This is a genomic window from Zymomonas mobilis (genome assembly GCF_006715975.1).
In the GTDB taxonomy this organism is placed as follows: domain Bacteria; phylum Pseudomonadota; class Alphaproteobacteria; order Sphingomonadales; family Sphingomonadaceae; genus Zymomonas; species Zymomonas mobilis_B.
This window is the reverse complement of sequence record NZ_VFOF01000001.1, coordinates 1802439-1821556: the sequence shown is the minus strand read 5'-3', so window position 1 is coordinate 1821556 and position 19118 is coordinate 1802439. Positions and strand designations below refer to the sequence as shown.

The 19118-nt window shown below is 46.0% G+C and carries 18 protein-coding genes; 6 read left to right on the top strand and 12 right to left on the bottom strand.

Going from position 1 to position 19118, the window contains the following annotated elements; all coding sequences use genetic code 11:
* Positions 1 to 116 precede the first annotated feature (116 nt).
* The 5 genes from serA to aspT form a co-directional block, all read right to left on the bottom strand.
* Positions 117 to 1700, bottom strand: coding sequence for a phosphoglycerate dehydrogenase (gene serA / locus FBY58_RS07935; RefSeq protein ID WP_141920428.1), 1584 nt, complete (start codon positions 1698 to 1700; stop codon positions 117 to 119).
* Positions 1701 to 1773: 73 nt separating this feature from the next.
* A complete protein-coding gene (locus tag FBY58_RS07930; protein WP_141920427.1) occupies positions 1774 to 2934 on the bottom strand; it encodes a phosphoserine transaminase in 1161 nt (386 codons plus the stop codon).
* A gap of 447 nt (positions 2935 to 3381) precedes the next feature.
* Positions 3382 to 4452: an asparaginase gene (locus FBY58_RS07925; RefSeq protein WP_260432157.1), complete on the bottom strand. Its 1071-nt coding sequence runs from the start codon at positions 4450 to 4452 to the stop codon at positions 3382 to 3384.
* 106 nt (positions 4453 to 4558) lie between these two features.
* Positions 4559 to 6151 carry a bifunctional aspartate transaminase/aspartate 4-decarboxylase gene (locus FBY58_RS07920; RefSeq protein ID WP_141920426.1) on the bottom strand — a complete coding sequence of 531 codons (1593 nt, stop codon included), beginning with the start codon at positions 6149 to 6151 and terminating at the stop codon, positions 4559 to 4561.
* 30 nt (positions 6152 to 6181) lie between these two features.
* Positions 6182 to 7864, bottom strand: a complete 1683-nt coding sequence (gene aspT, locus FBY58_RS07915; protein WP_141920425.1) for an aspartate-alanine antiporter — start codon at positions 7862 to 7864, stop codon at positions 6182 to 6184.
* 460 nt (positions 7865 to 8324) lie between these two features.
* Here aspT and FBY58_RS07910 point away from each other — a divergent pair, with 460 nt between their 5' ends.
* The 3 genes from FBY58_RS07910 to FBY58_RS07900 all read left to right on the top strand — a co-directional run bounded on the left by FBY58_RS07910 (position 8325) and on the right by FBY58_RS07900 (position 10924).
* Positions 8325 to 8987, top strand: coding sequence for an extensin family protein (locus FBY58_RS07910; RefSeq protein ID WP_141920424.1), 663 nt, complete (start codon positions 8325 to 8327; stop codon positions 8985 to 8987).
* A 56-nt stretch (positions 8988 to 9043) separates the two neighbouring features.
* A complete protein-coding gene (locus FBY58_RS07905) occupies positions 9044 to 9919 on the top strand; it encodes an LOG family protein (RefSeq protein ID WP_141920423.1) in 876 nt (291 codons plus the stop codon).
* Positions 9920 to 10009: 90 nt separating this feature from the next.
* A complete protein-coding gene (locus tag FBY58_RS07900) occupies positions 10010 to 10924 on the top strand; it encodes a prephenate dehydratase (RefSeq protein ID WP_141920665.1) in 915 nt (304 codons plus the stop codon).
* A 6-nt stretch (positions 10925 to 10930) separates the two neighbouring features.
* On the opposite strand, the gene mutY is transcribed toward FBY58_RS07900, so the two are convergent.
* Positions 10931 to 12052 carry an A/G-specific adenine glycosylase gene (gene mutY, locus FBY58_RS07895; RefSeq protein WP_141920422.1) on the bottom strand — a complete coding sequence of 374 codons (1122 nt, stop codon included), beginning with the start codon at positions 12050 to 12052 and terminating at the stop codon, positions 10931 to 10933.
* A gap of 34 nt (positions 12053 to 12086) precedes the next feature.
* On the opposite strand from mutY, the gene FBY58_RS07890 reads away from it, so the two are divergent.
* The 3 genes from FBY58_RS07890 (at position 12087) to FBY58_RS07880 (ending at position 14755) form a co-directional block, all read left to right on the top strand.
* Positions 12087 to 12755, top strand: coding sequence for a DUF721 domain-containing protein (locus FBY58_RS07890; RefSeq protein ID WP_141920421.1), 669 nt, complete (start codon positions 12087 to 12089; stop codon positions 12753 to 12755).
* Between the two features lie 223 nt (positions 12756 to 12978).
* Positions 12979 to 13746 carry a thioredoxin domain-containing protein gene (locus tag FBY58_RS07885; protein ID WP_141920420.1) on the top strand — a complete coding sequence of 256 codons (768 nt, stop codon included), beginning with the start codon at positions 12979 to 12981 and terminating at the stop codon, positions 13744 to 13746.
* Positions 13747 to 13933: 187 nt separating this feature from the next.
* Complete coding sequence (locus FBY58_RS07880) at positions 13934 to 14755, top strand: aldo/keto reductase (protein ID WP_141920419.1); 822 nt, start codon at positions 13934 to 13936, stop codon at positions 14753 to 14755.
* 89 nt (positions 14756 to 14844) lie between these two features.
* On the opposite strand, the gene FBY58_RS07875 is transcribed toward FBY58_RS07880, so the two are convergent.
* From FBY58_RS07875 to FBY58_RS07850, 6 genes are all read right to left on the bottom strand, one after another.
* Positions 14845 to 15324: a hypothetical protein gene (locus FBY58_RS07875; RefSeq protein WP_141920418.1), complete on the bottom strand. Its 480-nt coding sequence runs from the start codon at positions 15322 to 15324 to the stop codon at positions 14845 to 14847.
* Positions 15325 to 15481: 157 nt separating this feature from the next.
* The gene (locus FBY58_RS07870; protein ID WP_260432156.1) at positions 15482 to 15874 is read right to left on the bottom strand and encodes a hypothetical protein; all 393 of its coding nucleotides are present in this window, start codon (positions 15872 to 15874) and stop codon (positions 15482 to 15484) included.
* A 144-nt stretch (positions 15875 to 16018) separates the two neighbouring features.
* Positions 16019 to 16447: a hypothetical protein gene (locus tag FBY58_RS07865; protein ID WP_141920416.1), complete on the bottom strand. Its 429-nt coding sequence runs from the start codon at positions 16445 to 16447 to the stop codon at positions 16019 to 16021.
* A 5-nt stretch (positions 16448 to 16452) separates the two neighbouring features.
* Positions 16453 to 17010 (bottom strand): demethoxyubiquinone hydroxylase family protein, encoded by a 558-nt coding sequence (locus FBY58_RS07860; protein WP_141920415.1) that lies wholly within the window; start codon positions 17008 to 17010, stop codon positions 16453 to 16455.
* The gene (locus FBY58_RS07855) at positions 16980 to 17585 is read right to left on the bottom strand and encodes a disulfide bond formation protein B (RefSeq protein WP_141920414.1); all 606 of its coding nucleotides are present in this window, start codon (positions 17583 to 17585) and stop codon (positions 16980 to 16982) included. Before FBY58_RS07855 ends, FBY58_RS07860 begins: the two co-directional genes overlap by 31 nt.
* A gap of 53 nt (positions 17586 to 17638) precedes the next feature.
* Positions 17639 to 19000, bottom strand: coding sequence for a S41 family peptidase (locus tag FBY58_RS07850; RefSeq protein WP_141920413.1), 1362 nt, complete (start codon positions 18998 to 19000; stop codon positions 17639 to 17641).
* Positions 19001 to 19118 lie beyond the last annotated feature (118 nt).

Genomic DNA, 19118 nt, shown 5'->3' with positions numbered 1-19118 from the left:
AACCGTTTCATGACATATTTTTTAGATATCAGACCCGATATTACCGATAGAATTTACTCAATAACGGTAATATCAGGCCTGATTTTTTATAAAAGCATTCGGGCTTCCTGTTGATTTTACAGGAAGTGAAGCGATTTCACTTCGCGAACACCGGCTAATTCAGACACTTTTGCCATCTTTCCAGCGGTTACTGGCGAATCGACTGATAATAACAAGACGGCTTCGCCCCCTGTATTCCGGCGACCCAGATGGAAGGTGCCAATATTGACTCCGGCTTTACCCAAAAGGGTTCCAAGACGACCAATAAATCCAGGGGCATCGTCATTGACGATATAAAGCATATCGCCTTTCAGATTGGCTTCGATTTTGATACCGAAGATTTCGACCAATCTTGTGCCCTCTGAACCGAACAATGTTCCGGCAACTGATTTTTCCTGCCCTTTGTCATCGCGCAGGGTAACTCTGATCAGGGTATGATAAGCCCCATTACGGTCATGGCGAACTTCGCGGACATCCAAACCTCGTTCACGGGCGAGGAAAGGCGCATTCACCATATTCACGGATTGGGAATAAACACCCATTAGCCCAGCCAATACGGCGCTGGTAATCGGCTTTTGATCTAATTGGGCGGCGGCGCCTTCGACTTCGATCGAAACGGACTTTACCTTATCGCCTTTCAACTGGCCAATTAGACGTCCCAATTGTTCAGCCAAAGCCATGTAAGGTTTAACTCGTGGCGCTTCTTCTGCTGACAAGGATGGCATATTCAACGCATTGGAAACGCCCCCCGTTAACAGGTAATCCGCCATCTGTTCGGCCACCTGAATAGCGACGTTGACTTGGGCTTCAGTCGTCGATGCACCCAAATGAGGCGTGGCGATGAAATTAGGAACGCCGAATAATGGATTTTCCTTGGCGGGTTCTTTTAAGAAAACATCCAAAGCCGCCCCTGCAACATGACCCGATAGCAAAGCATCTTTCAAAGCTTCTTCATCAATAAGGCCACCCCGAGCGCAGTTAATAATTCGGACGCCTTTTTTGGTTTTAGCCAAATTCTCACGGGACAAAATATTACGGGTCTGGTCAGTCAACGGCACATGAAGCGTGATGAAATCGGCTTTATGAAGCAGCGTGTCGAGATCGGCTTTTTCGATACCCAGTTCTAATGCCCGTTCTGGCGTTAAGAAAGGATCGTAGGCAACCACTTTCATTTTCAGCCCAACAGCACGATCGGCCACAATCGAACCAATGTTACCCGCACCAATCAGACCAAGGGTTTTGCCGGAAACCTCGACACCCATGAAGCGGTTCTTTTCCCATTTGCTGGCCTGCGTTGACGCATTCGCTTCAGGTATCTGACGTGCCAAGGCAAACATCAGGGCAATGGCTTGTTCCGCTGTGGTGATCGAATTACCAAATGGTGTATTCATGACAACAATACCCGCAGCCGAAGCCGCCGGAATATCAATATTGTCAACACCGATACCGGCACGCCCAATAACCTTTAAATTCTTGGCTTGGGCTATTATCTCTTTGGTGACTTTTGTTGCAGAACGAATGGCCAGACCATCATAATCATTGATAATCTTTTTCAGCTCTTCAGGGGTAAGACCGGTAATCTGATCGACTTCAACGCCGCGTTCACGAAAAACTTCGGCAGCACGGGGATCCATTTTATCGGAAATTAAAACTCTGGTCATAACAGAAATCTCCTGACCACTGTCCCGAGCGATTGCACGGGCAGTGTCATTTTCAGCATCTTGAAAGGGGGTATTAGTTTTTTTGGATTTGAGCCCAAGCCCAATCAAGCCAAGGGCCAAGGGCGGCAATATCCGATGCTTCTACCGTTGCACCACACCAGACGCGTAATCCCGGAGGGGCATCTCTGTGACCTGCAATGTCATAAGCTGCAGCTTCGGCTTCCAACAAACCGGCCAGCTTTTTGACTAAAGCGGATTTCGCAGCATCATCCAAGCCAGCCACTGCTTTTTCTGAAAATTTTAGGCAAGGACTGGTATTGGAACGGATAGCCGGATCAGCAACCAGATGCTCGATCCAATCCGTTTTCTGCACCCATGCATCAAGCGTTGCAGCATTCTTGTTGCAACGTGCCATCAATGCGGAGAGCCCCCCTAATTCTTCTGCCCATTCCAAAGCCCAGATGTAATCTTCGACTGCCAGAAGGGAGGGGGTATTAATCGTGCTTCCTTTGAAAATGGCTTCATCAAGCTTGCCATTTTTAGTCAATCGGAAGATTTTGGGTAACGGCCATGCGGGCGTATAGCTTTCCAACCGTTCGACGGCACGCGGGCCTAAAATAATAATACCATGCGCGGCTTCACCACCCAAAACTTTCTGCCAAGAGAAAGTCACAACATCCAGTTTTTCAAACGGAATGGGCTGGGCAAAACAAGCTGAGGTCGCATCGGCAATCATTAGACCTTCATGGTCTGGTTTAATCCAGTCTCCATTGGGCACTTTTACGCCGGAAGTGGTTCCGTTCCATGTAAAGACGACGTCATTAGACTGATCGACCTTGGAAAGATCCGGCAGTTCACCATAAGGCGCTTTTAAAACAGTCGGGTCGATTTTCAGTTGTTTAACCGCATCGGTTATCCAACCGAGACCAAAGCTTTCCCATCCCAGAACCGTTGCCGGTCTTGCACCCAATAATGACCACATGGCCATTTCGACAGCGCCGGTATCGGATGCGGGGACAATACCAATCCGGTAATTATCCGGCACTTCCAGTATTTTACGGGTAAGTTCGATGGCATATTGTAAACGGCTTTTGCCGATACTGCCTCTATGGGAACGCCCCAGAGAGCCTAAAGCCAATTTTTCAGGAGACCATCCTGGCGGTTTCGCACAGGGGCCGGACGAGAATTGCGGACGTGTCGGTTTGACCGTCGGACGAACAGAATAATCAGTCATATTATCAAACTCTCCTCACAGAGAGCACGCGCTGCGTTGGGACAGCGTGGCCCATCAACCTTTCTAAGGAGATTCTGATATCGGTCAATCATGCTTGGTCAGAATGGATAGTTATTTTCTGCGTCATAGAAATGAAAATCTTAATTTTTACAGCTATTATTGGCCTCAAAAATTAAAACTATTATCTAATTATTTATTTTGAAAAATTTATTACTTTTTTCCTGAAAAGTAGATTTTTTAATATTTCGATTTATCTTTATTTAGCTTTTCTTTTTATTATTTTTGGAATAAATAATGTAGCTTCAAAATACGCTGAAACTTATGCTCTATTCCGACTAAAAAGAAACCTGATTAAGGTAGCCTCGGCTACTTTAATCAGGCTTTCAACTGCATAGAATATCAACAGCGACAGGAACGCTACCTTTATATCAAAAGCGTCTGTCCCTTCTAATTCTCAAAACCCGATTCAAAGGCTGTCTGAATCTCAGAAGGCTTAGTTTTGCCATTCGAGATCAAAATCTGAAGAAGAATGCGGGATTTCTGTGGTGATAAATCATAAGAGGCAACAAAACTGTTTTTGTCGTCATCGACTTCTACATTGCGGTTCACAAAGCCAGAGCCTGTTCTTGATGACCGAACCACTATGACGCCTTGTTTCACCGCTCTATTAAGCGCGTCTATAACAGGCTTTGAACTATTGCCATCACCGACACCGGCGAGAACAATCGCTTTCACGCCATCTTTGACCAAGTCATTGATGATCGAGGCACCCATACCGCTATGGGCATAGAGGATTTCTACACGCGGCAAAGGGGCTGCTGCCGGAATGGGATACCGCTTATCCATCAGCATGGGCGGCTGAACAAAACGGACAGAAGCCGGATCAACATAACCAATAGGCCCCGCATTGATTGACTGAAATGTCTCAACCGAGGTTGTATGGGTTTTGCTGGCCCATCGGGCGGAATGAATGGTGTCATTCATGACAATCATAACCCCATGCCCTTTGGCTTTTGCGTTTGTTGCGACTTCTATTGCTTCATATAAATTGCCGGGGCCATCGGCGCTAATCGCCGTGCTGGGGCGCATAGCACCGGTAAGGATAACCGGTTTGTCCGTATGGATCACATTATCCAGAAAAAACGCCGTTTCTTCCATGGTATCTGTGCCATGGGTGATAACAATTCCATCAGCTTCGTTACGCGCAACGACTTCTTGAATGCGTTTTGCTAACCGTAACCAGATATCATCATTCATATCTTGAGAACCGATATTGGCAATCTGCTCAACATTAATTTGAGCAAGCTTACTCAATTCGGGGATATCTTCGATAAGCTGCTGACCTGTCACACCACCGGCATTATAGCCGATGGCTGACATTTCATTTTTTTTACCGGAAATAGTGCCGCCCGTTGCCAAGACCAGAATACGCGGTAAGGCATGGGCTGTATTAATATTACTGTTGTTCATAGACTTTGCCGGAGCAGATCCCATCGTCATGCAAATTGCCAGGGCCATCGTCGAAGAAATGGCCTTAACGGGCATTTTGAAGATCATTATTTGAGCCCCTATTAAACTAACTTCCAACATGATGAAGTGGAATATTGCTCCGGCGTGTTCTGAATCAGATATTGGCTTTCAAAAACTCCTGATAATATTCATCAGCCAGCTTACGAAGCGAGCGCCCGATAGCCACATATTGGTATTCGCTCAAATTGGCGAGCGAAGCCCTGGCTGCCGGTTTTTCTACGCCAAAACCTTCTCCGGGTAACAACACGATGCCTGTCTCATCTGCGATGCGGAACAGCATTTCGGCAGGGCTGGAACGATTTGTCATCCACTTTGCGAATTTCTCTCCATAGAGAGAATGGCAAATGCTTTCCAGATCAAGAAGCGTATAATAATCAACGGCGTTGGCATCTTCCGAAGGCTTTACGCCCAGTTCACGATATAAAGCCGCTTCACGGCGGCGAATAACGCTTTTGATAGTATCTTTGTAATCTCCCTTGCCATCCATCAGGGCAAACAAGGAAAACAATACCATCTGAACCTGCTGAGGTGTTGAAATTCCAGCCGTATGGTTAAGTGCAACCGCACGACTATCCGCAACCAGTCGATCAATAAATTTCAGACTGGAAGCATCCGTCGTCAGACTTGAATAGCGGCGGGACAGGGCTTCTTTCTTCTCATTCGGCAAAGCTTGGATAAGACCATCCAGAATATTGGCTTTATGGGTGCCAATTATCCCTAAACGCCAACCTGTCGCACCAAAATATTTAGAGAAAGAATAAACAAGGATCGTATTTTGGGGGCAAACCGCAAAAAGCGAATGGAAATCATCAGCAAAGGTGCCGTACACATCATCGGTCAAAATCATAAGATCAGGCCGATCTTTGGCAACAATATCCGCAATTTTCTTCAGCGAAGCATCGTCCATTTTTACAGAAGGCGGATTGCTGGGGTTAACGCAGAAGAAGATTTTAACCGCCGGATCTTTCAGCTTTTCCAATTCATGATCGGGATACTGCCAATTAAGATCAGGATCGGCCTGAATGGCGACCTCTTCCAATCCATATTCTTCTAATTGAGGAATCTCGATATAGGGGGAGAAAATCGGCATTCCGATTGCTACTTTATCCCCTTTTTTGATAAGGTTATTCTGCTTCAATGAATTGAAGATATAGGCCATGGCAGCCGTGCCGCCTTCGGTCGCAAAGAAGTCGGTAGAATCGGTCGGAAGATCGCTCCCCACCATTTCTCTCAGAATATATTGACCCACAATCTGTTCGCTCAAAGACAACATCCGTGGCGGGGTCGGGTAATTACAACCGAGTATCCCTTCAACCATTTCATGAAGGAATTGAGATGCGGATAACCCCATCTGATCCCGAACATAGCTAAGGGCTCTGCCTAGAAAAAAGACACCTTCTTGCTGCCGATTTTCGCTGATAAAGCGTTCAAAGCGTTGTTCGATACCTTCGACCCGCGCCTGACCGCCAACACCAACTGTCATATAAGAAAAAGACAGCTCGGATTCTGCAACTGCAAATTGCCCAAGGCTAAAAAAGGCTGAGCGGGGCAGGGTTGCCAAAAAATTCGGATTGCCACGCCCCGCATTCAGCATCAGGCGATCTGTCCGGCTGGAAGCAATGCGGATAAGTTCATCTTTCAGTTCGAACGGACTAAGATTTTTAAATTTTGAATAATCGGTAGTCATTATATCTACTTCTTCATCAGGTAAAAATATTTAGGAAAACGCAACAACCAGCGGCCCCAACAAAGTCAGAAGAACGTTGGCGATGGCATAGGTTATGGCGAAAGAGGTTGTGGGAACGGCGTTCCCAGCTTTGTTCAGGATTTCACCCAAGGCAGGATTGGCACTTCTGGAACCTGCGAGCGCACCGGCAAAAACAGCGGTATTGTCGTAATGCAGGACGTAACGTCCAAACAGCATGGTAATAACCAAGGGCAGAACAGAAACCACGATACCCAGCATAAACAAGGTAATGCCTTGCTGCATGATAGTCGTGACCGCCTGTTGTCCTGTTTGAAGACCCGTCACCGCGACAAAGCCGGACAAACCGAGATCAACCAACAAAGTCGATGCGGCCATTGGCAGATTACCCGTTCTGCTATGGCGATTCTGATACCAGCCAAAAAACAGACCAGAGAGAAGCGCGCCGCCGCCGCTGCCTAATGTCAAAGGAATCGAACCGAATCTGACAACGATCAGACCGATCAACAATCCGACGACCAGCCCGAAACCATGAAAAACAAGGTCGGTCTTGATGCTTGTGCTAAGGATAGCGCCTAACTGTTTGGCCACCCGATCAACATCTTGGCGATTGCCATATAGCGTGACGATGTCACCGGCCAAGACATGGAGATCGAGCGTCATCGGCAAGGTTTTTCCTGCACGTTTCAGATCCAGAAAATAAACCCCATGACGGGTGGACGCCGATAATAAATGTCCACATTCAGATACCGATTTTCCGGTAAAGGCCTTGTTGCTTAAAACGACATCATGGCGAACAATCACGACATCCATATCATGTGGATGCTGTATCTCTTCACCTAAGGATGTGCCGGTCGCAATGACATCAGCCCGATGCCCGAAAAGAAGAACCAGATCGTCCGGCTCAATCGTAAACTCTGGCGAGATACCTAGAATGTTGTTCTGACGACGAATCTGCTCAACCGTCACATGGGCGCTTTCAATCTGTTGAACAGACTGTCCTGCTTTGGTCGCCCGATAAACACGACTGACAAATTCGGGAAGGGCTGGTTGTTCACCCTCTCCATAAACGGGAATACCTTGCATCTGTGCAGCTTCGGCATTCAATGCGTCTTCACGAATAGTTTTCTTGGTCAGCCATGGCAGAATATTGACGCAGATAATAATCGGCACCAGCGAACCGAAAATATAGGTTACCGCATATCCAACCGCGACATGCCCCTGCAATAATTGGGTCTGGGCAAGGGGTAATCCCAGCTTTTCCAATGCAGAACTGGCGGTTCCGATAATAGCCGATTGCGTCAATCCACCGGCGGCAATACCCGCAGCAAGGCCTTTGTCTAAATGAAATATTTTGGCAACAGCCAAGACTGTGGCAAGGCCGCTTATCGCCAATACAAAAGCCATCAGCACTTCGCGTAAAGACTGCCGCCCCAAAGATTTAAAAAACTGGGGGCCACTCTGAAAACCAACTGCATAAATGAAAAGCGCAAACAAAACGGTTTTCAGACCTGAATCGATATGAATACCAATCTGGCTAATCAATACCGCCGCTAATAAAGAACCCGCAACGCCTCCGATTTGTAACGATCCAAAGCGGAGCTTTCCTAACCAATAACCAATGGCGATTGCCAAAAATAGGGCAATTTCGGGACTGCTTTTAAGCAATGTCTGTAAAAATTCTATTATTTCCATCACAGACAACTTTAATATTAATGAATGAATAGGCGGGATTATCTATTCTTAAATTAAATATTATCAAGGATATGTTTGGTATCTCTTAAAATTTTTATTGTCTGAAGATAATAAAACTTATTAATGGAACGATGTTAATTTTTAAATTCATTTTAATGATATATGAATTTTTGTTTTTATATATTTAATTTTATTAACTTAATTGTGCATTTGGGTTTTAAAATAAGTAACCGTTTTTTGCCTTCAGGAAACCACCACAATGAATGTTTCATTTTTTCATCGATTTTGTTTTTGCAACTGTCGCAGACGGGTAATTTAGAAATGCCTACTGCTGTAATTTACCCGATGATAGAATGACACCTGCTCATAATTGCCTTTATCGAACAGGATAACGGTAATTTTGACGATATCGTTTTAAAGGCTGGCTTTTTTAGATAATTTGCAGATAATTTAAAATGTTATGCCTGATTTTCGCGTCTTATTCTGCCTTGCCTTTTTTATTCTGGCCTCTTGTTCTGGCTCTTCTTCTCATAAAAGAAAGTCAGGCAGTACGGCCTCTCATCCGATGGCAACGACCTTGCCTTCTTCTGGCGACTTTCATCACTGTTTAGGTGACCTCAACAAAGAAGGGGTGCGCTATCAGCTAACCCCTGACCGCAAATTCGATAATGGCTGCTATATCTATCATGCGGTCACCATGACTTCGGCACAGGTGCCTGTGACGCATCTGGGACCTTTACAATGTCCGGCCGCTGAAAATCTGGCTTACTGGATTGATGATGCCGTATTGAAATCCGCTAAAGTCTGGTTGGGCAGCCCTGTCATAAAAGTCGAAAGCTTTGGTAGCTATAGCTGCCGGACAAGAAACAGTAAGGCTGGCGCAAAAATTTCCGAACATGGGCATGCCAATGCTGTGGATATCTCCGCCTTCGATCTGGCTGACGGTCGCCGTATTACCGTGAAAGACGGCTGGCGGCATGGTGATCGACACACAAAAGATTTTCTGCATGCGGTTGTGCACGCCGCCTGTCGGCGTTTCTCGGTGGTCATTAGTCCTGACGGGGATGAATATCATCAAGACCATATCCATATGGATTTAGGGGCGAGCCAATATTGTCGTTAACCGCGCTGTTTTCTGTGAAATCAAAGTAATTTTTAATTCTATTAAAAGGCTTTTTTGTGAGTAACCGCACTATAACACCGGATGCCCTTGATGACGTTATCAATGCCAGCCATGTCCTAAAAACACCCCAGACGACCAATCCGTCTTTTCGGCTAGCCTTTCGGGATCCTGATTTTCTTCTTAGGGAAGATTTGCGGCCTGTGCGCTTTCAATTGGAACTGCTGAAACCGGATATTGTTCTGAAAGAAGCCGGTATCGAATCCACCTTTGTCTTTTACGGCTCGGCTCGCATCCCGTCTCCCGAAGATGCCGAAGCCATGGTTCAAGCGGCAAAAGGGGATGAGGCAAAACAGATCGCCAAAAATCTGGCTGGAAAAAGCAAATATTATACTGAAGCCCGCAAATTGGCGCGCATAGCGAGCGAAATTCCTCAGCAAGATAGCCAAAGACGCCATCTGGTCGTTTGTTCTGGTGGTGGGCCTTCTATTATGGAAGCCGCTAATCGTGGGGCCGATGATGCGGGTGCACCCTCCATCGGCTTTGGTATCGTTTTGCCTTTTGAAACCGCACCCAATCCCTATATCACGCCCGATTTTTCTTTTCAGTTTCACTATTTCGCCCTGCGTAAAACCCACCTCATGCTACGGGCGCGGGCTTTTGCTATTTTCCCGGGGGGCTTTGGTACCTTGGATGAAGTATTTGAATTATTGACCTTGGTGCATACCCATCGGATGGAACCCGTGCCTATTCTTTTTTATGGGCGATCTTTTTGGAAAAAGATTATCGATTTCGACGCCTTGGTAGAAGAAGGTATGATTTCTGCCGATGATCTTCGTTTTTTTCAATTCGTCGATACAGCAGAAGAGGGCTGGGCAGTCGTTTGCGATTTCTGGCGGCATGACGAAAGCGGACGGGTGCCAATTGAGTTCTAGACAGAACGATGTCTATCTGATCAAAATTTCTAAATTTTATGGAGCAGTTACTTGCCGGATATCAATGCTAAGTCTAATCACAAAAAAATGATGGACGATTATTCGGCGTCTGCACAGGCTTTGGTAGCTGAAATGCAGGCTAAAGCGGCTCTGTCGCCAATCAAGGCCGTTGCCTTCCAAGGCGCGCCCGGTTGTAATTCACATATTGCGATACAGGATCTTTTTCCTGACAGCTTGCATCTCCCTTGCTTTAGCTTTGCGGAAGCCTTGGCGGCTGTCAAAGAGGGACGTGCCGGTCGGGCAATGATCCCGATAGAAAATTCGCTGAATGGCCGCGTCGCCGATATGCATTTCTTGCTGCCTGAATCCGGCCTTACTATTCAGGCCGAATATTTTCTGCCTATCGATCATTGTCTGGTTGCGCCGAAAAATGCGGGCAAAATTACCCATGTGCTCAGCCATCCACAAGCCTTGGGGCAATGCCGCCATTGGTTACAGGCGCATGATATTCGTGCCTTGGCACATGCTGATACCGCTGGGGCTGCTGCCGAAGTAGCTGACCGGAAAGAAAATGGATTAGCCGCTTTGTCCCCCGCCTTGGCCGCCAGACTTTATGGTCTAGAAATTCTGGAAGAAGGTATCGCTGACGGGGATACCAATATTACCCGCTTTGTCGTTTTGGCCGAAGCCGATAGCGACACAAAAAAACTTCCCCCGATAAGACAAAAATTATCAGGGAAGATGATGACCAGCCTGCTCTTTACCGTAAAAAATATCCCGTCCGCTTTGCTGAACGCAATTAAAGGCTTCGGTGATAATCAGGTTAATATGACCAAGCTTGAAAGCTATCAGCATGGTGCCAGCTTTGCGGCGACCCAGTTCTATGCCGATATCGAAGGGGAACCTTCCGAAGAAAAAATAGCGCATGCCTTGGATATTCTACAGCAAAATAGCTGCGAACTTCGGATATTGGGCGTTTATGCCCAAGCCCGCCCACGTCAATAAAAACACTTAATCTTTACCGGTCTGCTGGATATGTTTTTTAACGCCTTTGGCAAAAACGGTCGGCAGACCGGCTGATTTGATTTCAGCAATCGGCCACCATTCGCCCGACACAGATTCAGTCTCAATTTCAGCATAAAAAATATTCAATTGCAGGGCAAAATGAGTAAAAATATGTTCGATATATCCTTGCGACTGCCATGAAAAATCTTCCAGCCTTTTCTGATCTTCTGGTGAAAAATGGCAGAAGGCTTCCTTTATTGCTTGGCTTTCTGGGCTTAAACTTTCTTTTCTCTCTGATATTTTCGTCTGATCGATCCATTCACCGCTGGGAAGCGCCCGCATACCGCCCAACAAACCTTTGTCTGGTCGTCTGACCAGCAAAATCTTGTCTTTGGCTTTCAATATAAACGCATATCCTACCCGTTTTGGGCGGATTTTCTTCGGTGCTTTAATCGGAAACCGTGCTGGATCGCCAGTTTTTTGTCCTTCACAATGGGACATCATCGGACAAATTGCGCAGACAGGCTGGCGGTTAACACAAATGGTTGCACCAATATCCATCATGGCTTGTGCAAAATCGCCTGCGGCTAAATCTGGCGTTAATTTATCGGTTTCTTCGGCAATGATCGGACGGGATGCGGGCAGGGGCGTTTCAATAGCAAAAAGACGGCTTACCACACGTTCCACATTGGCATCGACCACGACAGCTCTTTTTCCAAAAGCAATCGCGGTAATCGCAGCCGCCGTGTAGCGCCCAATTCCGGGTAACGCCAGCAAGCCTTCCTCGCTATCGGGAAATACGCTGCCCGATGAAACAACTTCTTTTGCACAGCGAATAAGATTACGGGCGCGGCTATAATATCCCAATCCTGCCCATTCGGCCATGACATCAGCTTCATCTGCCGCGGCCAGATCATCAACACTCGGCCATTTTTCTACAAATTTTTGATAATAAGGCGCGGCATGGGCGGTCGTCGTCTGCTGTAACATGATTTCGGATAACCACACCCGATAGGGATCGACTTTATTCTGTTGAGCTTCTGTTCGCCAAGGCAAAATACGCGCATGGCGTTGATACCAATTAAGAAGATCGGTGGTTATTTCACGGTAAACAGCAGATTTTGGCATAACACTCTATCGACGGATAAGGATCATCTGTGGCATGACCGTTGTCATGGATAAAGGCAAGTCATCTTCTGTTACAACTTCTGGCACAGAAGAAAAAAGCAAAGCCGCCCTTTCTAAGAAGAAAATTCCGGCCAAAAAAAGATCGGGTAAGGTTGCAAAAAAAAGCAAAAAGCTTGTTATTGATCCCAACAAGCGGCTTTGCAGAATAAGTTCTGTCGGACAGCTGTTACCCCATGTCGGCGGGCCCATTTTTCGCCGTTTTGGCTTTTTACATTCTACGATTATCAGCCGCTGGCCATTGGTGGTCGGTGAAAAATATGCCAAGCTTTCTGTGCCGGAATCGATCCGCTTTCCTTATGGCCAGACAACTGGCGGAACCTTAACCATTGCAGCAGAAGGCGGGATAGTCACTTTGATGCAGCATATTACCCCTGCCATTATTGAACGGGTAAACCGCTTTTTTGGTTATGCCGCTATTGGTAAAGTCAGCTTTCGCCAAGGTCGGCTACATCATCGCGACAAGACACCGCTCGTAAAAGCTTTGCCGAAAACAGAACAGCTTCAAAACTATTTAAGCGAAGAAGATCAAGAGATGATTCAGCATGTCCGTCATCCTGATTTACGGGAAAGCCTTATTCGGCTGGGCGGCGGGATTGCCAAGGAAATGGATGAAAAACAGGATAAAGGCAGCGGACAAAAATAGCGTGATAAAGAGCAATGCCGTTTTATCCCTTCCTAAAATGGGATAGAAATATTCTGCTAATATTTATAATGATACTCAGACTTTGTTTTTAAAAATGGCCTCGATATGGGCTTCGTAGAAAAAGCGATTGTACTATTTAAAAACGCTTGGATTGAAGATAGGCTTTAAAAATAAATGCTGACCCTACAGCTTTGTAAAAGCGGGCAACAGAAAGCGAACAGATATGAAAAAAGTAAAATTAGGTCTTGGTGCTGTCCTTTTATTAGCCGGTTCTTCTTTTATGGTCAGTGGTTGCCATAAAGCTGCCAAAGCACCGGCCAATAATCAGCAGGAAAGCGCTCTACCCGCGGCTATCCCTGCGCCTAATGGCACCAGCTGGACGGATGTTGTCGCTGCCTCGCCTGAAGGCGGTTTTGTCATGGGTAACCCTAAAGCACCGGTTTCTTTGATTGAATATGCGTCTTTCACCTGTCCGCATTGTGCTGATTTTACGCAGGAAGGTTTCCCGAAATTACGCGATAATTATATCGCCAAAGGTCTGGTAAAACTAGAATTCCGCAATCTTGTTCGCGATCCTTTTGATATTGCCTTAACGCTTTTGGCACGTTGCCGTGGTCCCCAGACTTTCTTCCCGATGGCGGACCAATTATTCCAAGAACAAAAGCCGATGTTTGAACGCATTCAGAATGCAGATAAGGCCGAATTGCAGCGCGTTGCTGGTCTACCTCAAGATCAACAGATGGCCGAATATGTCCGTCTGACCGGAATGAATCCTTTCTTCGGTAATCGCGGCTTACCCACCAGTGCACAGAATAAATGTTTGGTAGATCAGGCTGCTATCAAAACTCTGATGGATATTCGCAGCATCGCTGATAAACAGAATGTCACCGGCACGCCCATGTTCTTAATCAATGGCGTCTTACAAGAAGTTGGCATTGGCAGCCCGATTTGGGATCAGTTAGAACCCTCTTTAAAAGCGGCCCTGCAATAATCGTTATTTTATCGCAAAGTTGATTTGGTAAACTGGCTTGGCAAGGTAAAAATCAGGGCGCAAAGCACAATAGCTAAAAAACAAGAAGTCATTTTGGAACGCCAAATAACTTCGATTTTTAGGATATCATAGGCCTTTATCGGCTTTGATTCGATAAAGGCCTGATAAGAAAGGATTGGAGTCCTTTATGGTGCAGGTTAGAAATGTAGTTCTGAATGACGGGCATAGCATGCCCTCTGTTGGTCAAGGTGTTTACCAGCTCAACCCTGCACAGGCTGAACGCATGGTCGCCTTAGGCTATGAACTTGGCTATCGGGCTGTCGATACTGCCGCTTGGTATGAAAACGAAGAAGGTGTCGGGGAAGCTTTGCGCTCTCTTCATGCCCGCAGTTTTATAACAACGAAATTAATGCCACAGGATATGGGGCGCGTTAATTGCTTTGTCGCTCTTGATAAAAGTATCCGGAATTTAGGGGTTACCAGCCTCAACCTCTATCTTATCCATTGGCCGGGGCAAGACAGACTGCGCTACGAAGAAACATGGCAAACCATGATCGAGATCAGAGCGATCGGTAAAGCCAGTTCGATCGGGGTTTCGAATTTCACGGTTGAAAATCTTGACCATATTATCGATGCTTCCGGCGTTGTCCCTGCTGTTAACCAGATCGAATTACACCCTTATTTTCAGCAAAAAGAGCTTCGTGCCTATCATGCTGAACGGGGTATTGTAACGACTAGCTGGTCTCCTCTGGGTCACGGAACGGTTTTGAATGATCCGGTCATCCGACAAATTGCCTTAAAGCATGGCAGAACACCGGCGCAGGTCATTTTGAATTGGCATTTAACCCTTGGTTTAACGGTTATTCCCAAGGCTTCTAGCCAAGCGCGTTTGCAAGAAAATCTCGACGCGGATAATTTCACACTGGATGCCGAAGATATGCAGCTTATTGAAAGTCTGGATAAACCAGATGGTCGGCAAGGCATGGACCCAGCTGTTTTTGATTTTTAATAAAAAGGCGATAAATGATTTTTCGAAGGCGGTGTTTCAACCATACCGTCTCCGAAAAATCTAACCTTTTTGATAACAATAAAGACTATTTATTCGTTATCGGGATCGTCATATTTCGAAGTCTTACGCTGCTGTCTTTCTGCTATCGAATCCATAATAAACTGGTGATAACAACCACTTATACCATTTGAGCCCGATGTCGTGCAGCTTGTCGGAAGACCCGTTGATGTGGTTCGTTCCAAATCGGCGACTTTTGGGCCCCATGCGCTATTGGCAAATTTTTGTTTTTGTTGATCTCTGAATCGCTTCGGTAAACGATACCGTTCATTCTCCGGCTTTCTGGCACAGATAACGATTTCATTGCCTTTGCCTTGCGGGCATTTATCTTCGCCATAGACGACCAGAGAAATAACCCGTTCAGACGCGCTTTCTGTATTCAATTTTTGCTGTTCTTCAGGCGTTAAAGCATCCCACATGGTCGTTTCTTGCGCTGCTACAGGCAAGGCCATAAAAGATAAACCTGCCACCAAAAGCGCCGCAATCGGACGCCACAATAAATCAGGTTTCATGCTTTTTCCTGAATTTTGATATATTATATAAAAAATTTAATATTTTTTATTTAAAAATAATAATCTTCGTAATGTTGATATTAACTGAACCAGATGGCAAAACAGTGGGAGAGGCATTCATTCCCTGTTGAAAGAACGCCCCTCATCTCCACCCGCATTATTGTGGCATAGCGCTGTTTTTCAGCCGTTCTTTGGCTGCCCGTCTTTCGGCAACGTCATTTTGTGCAGCAACCCGTCCGCATCCCATTTCGGAACCTGATCCCGACGATGTGCAGCTTCCGGCACCCTGTGCGCCCGCTCCGGCGAAAATTTGCTGACGTGATGCCCAACTCTGCTGGTCTGGTTTATTTCTTTCTTCGTCCCGTAACTCTTCCGGCACCCGATATTTATCGCCAGCCGGTTTGGTGACGCAAATATAGCCCGACGGACAGGATTCATTGCCATAAACCGTCATCGTAGGAGGTCTCGCCACCGAAGGTGATAAGAAGGCAATACCGGCTAACGATACGGGTAAAGCGAAAAACAAAGAAAATTTGGTAACATTTTTCATCGGATTATCCACCGGTTGCCTAGTAATGTAATAATATTATTATGCCACAAACAGGTTAGTCTGCAAATCGCGATTTTATCCAGCCTTATTACAGACAGAAAACTGTAATTTTTAGAGGAAAAGATCAAATCTTTGTTAGATATTTTAATTGCCTTTGAAAGGATTATTCATATCTGGCGCAGATAAAAGCCCCATATCCTGAACTCTTTGATCCCAACTACGATGCAGACGTTTATGCTCTTCTTCTTTTAGCTGACGGTTCTCTTCACGCATAGCGACCGGAATACGGTAACGCTCGCTCTCAGGTAAACGGCGGCAAACAATAATAGTTTCGTCATCCGGTGCTTTTGGACAGTTCTCGTTACCAAATATAACCATTTGCTTGGGCATGCCATCGCTGGCTTTTACCGGTGGCATAATCGAAATAGCGACTCCTTTGGGAATATCACTCCATTTACGATTGCCCAAAGTTTCTGTTTTTTCATGATGCGCGTAAAGCGGCTGCCCCGCCAAACCAACACAACTAAGGAGGGCTGCGGATACAATCGATTTATATCTGTATGAAATACTCATCGCGCTTAAAAACGCTTTGATAATTCGATAGCCGCGCGACATCCTAACCGGACTAGGCTGTAAAATACCGGATAGGCTGGAATATGCTCGGCGCCTTCCTCGATCGCATGGCGACGATGTTCCAACTCATCCTCCCGATAATCGGCAATCATATTTTTCAGCTGATTGTCATCCGAGCCCAGCTTCTCCATCTGGCTTTTATAATGCTCGTCAATTTCGCTTTCGACTGCCGCTGTACAGGCCATAGCCGTCTTTGGGCCTATCAAGGCGGTTGCCGCACCTAAGGCAAAACCCGCTATTTTCCAGACAGGCTGGAACAGGGTAGGGCGGACATTCCGTTCCTGAATAAGCTTTTCAAAACCTGCAAAATGCCGATCTTCTTGAGCCGCCATTCGGGTAATCATCTTCGAAAGTCGGCCAGTTCGATCTCCCATAATCGCGAGTTGACCTGCGTAAATACGGATAGCGCCATATTCACCGGCATGATCAACACGGATCATCGAATCCCGTTCTTTTTTGGAAATCTTTGTTTCTAATGGCGTTTGGGAAGATAATTCAGACATAAAAGCGCTATCACCAATCCTGCCCCTGTAGAAAATATGGCATTAAAGCCGGCGAGTGAAATGCCCCATAATGTCCATGCCGCAATATCACAGCGAACAAAAGGCGCATTCATAATAGCATTGAACATGGCTTGGGTATTATTACCCGTAATAGGCAGCGAACAGGTCGTTATACCCTGCCACCAATGATATTCGACTCCTGCATGAAACGCCCCGATAAAACCACTAACAGCAATGGAAAAAGCTGCCAGCAAGGTTAATATTTTCTCAGAAGGCCGAATATATTCTTTTAAAGACGGTTTCTTGGAAAAGATAAAAGACAATAGAAAAGAAAAAACCATCAATGCAATCGCAATATAATGGGGTTTTCTTTGCCACAGGCACATTTCACAAGGATATAAATGACCAATATATTCCGATCCCAATGCACTTATCATTGAAATTGTCGGATATAAAAAAGCAATCCAGCGCGCGAATAATAATCTTTGATCACCCGTCGTGTGAAGAGCCCATTCTATCAACCTTTTGTACAAAGGTTTCTTACCTTGGGGCGCTGGGGATGTGCTCAGTGCCATAATCCGATCCTTATGTGCCAAACTTTATAATCTAATTATTTGCTGCCGTTTATCTAGGAAGATTTTCCGGCTTGTTTCTCTTTGGCAGGTTGTGCGGGTATTCGAGTAACTCTGCCAATCGTTTTCAGCGCATAATCCAGCTGAAAATCGGTAATATTTTCTTTTTTCAGACTTTCCGGTGTCGCCGTAAACTGGGGATCGGTTTTTCCGTTATCATCTTCCAGTAAACTGTTATCCGTATTAGCCTGATTTACCAGATGACGCAACAAATCTGCTTCACGCAAACGCGGGCGGGTTTTGTAATCAGGGTCAGAAAGCTGCGGCACAATGATATCCGGCTGGATACCACCTTCCTGAACGGAACGGCCTGACGGGGTATAATAACGGGCAGTCGTCAATCGTAACGCGGTATCATCACCCAACGGTAACAGCGTCTGTACCGATCCTTTACCAAAACTGCGGGTACCCATAATCAAAGCCCGATGATGGTCTTGCAATGCACCTGCGACGATTTCTGATGCAGAAGCTGAACCACCATCCACCAAAACAATAACGGGTAAACCGTTGGCCAGATCACCTGCTTTTGAAAAATAACGGCGGATATCGGTTTTTTCCCGTCCACGTTCAGAAACAACTTCGCCGCTATCAAGGAAGATGTCGGAAAGGGCGACCGCCTGATCCAGCAACCCACCTGGATTAGAGCGCAAATCGAGAATATATCCCAAAGGTGCGCCTTTATTCTGCTTTTCTATATCAGCAATGGCCTTGGTAACATCCGCTCCGACATTATGCGAAAAAGAGCTGACCGTGATAACCCCGATATGGTTGGTGATCGCCCATTTGACGGATTGAACCTGAATAATTTCGCGCGTTAATGTGACATCAAATTCTTTGTCACGGCCAGGACGCACAACCGTCAGTTTAACCGGTGTTCCTGGCTTACCGCGCATTTTTGAGACGGAATCATCAATATTCGAGCCATAAATAAACTGGCCATCAATATGGGTGATATAGTCACCCGCTTTAAAACCAGCGCGCCATGATGGCGTATCTTTCATCGGGCTAATGACTTTTAAAACGCCATCTTGAGCCATAACCGTCAGACCCAAACCACCATAATTGCCATCGGCTTGTGTCTTGATATTCGCGAATTGATGGGCATTCATATAAGAGCTATGCGGATCGAGATTGGACAACATCCCGTCAATCGCGCCCTGTATTAATTTCTGATCATCCACCTTATCGACATAGCTGCTTTTAACCTGTTCAAAGACTCTCATGAACTGGTCAAGCTGATGATAGGTATCGGTATTCTGGCTATCGACGGCAGCCATTGAAGACGTCAAAGCCGGAATCAACATGCCTGTGCTGGCCAAAGCAATAATGAGGGGAAGCCGTAATTTCTTTATTTTCATCAGTCTTTACTTTGTCCATCCATGACAGGCATTGCAGATTATAGCCCGTTTTTGTCGTAAAATCTGCCGAGATAGTCAGCCAGCTTACATGCGTTTTTTATAAAAGCAGATAAATCTT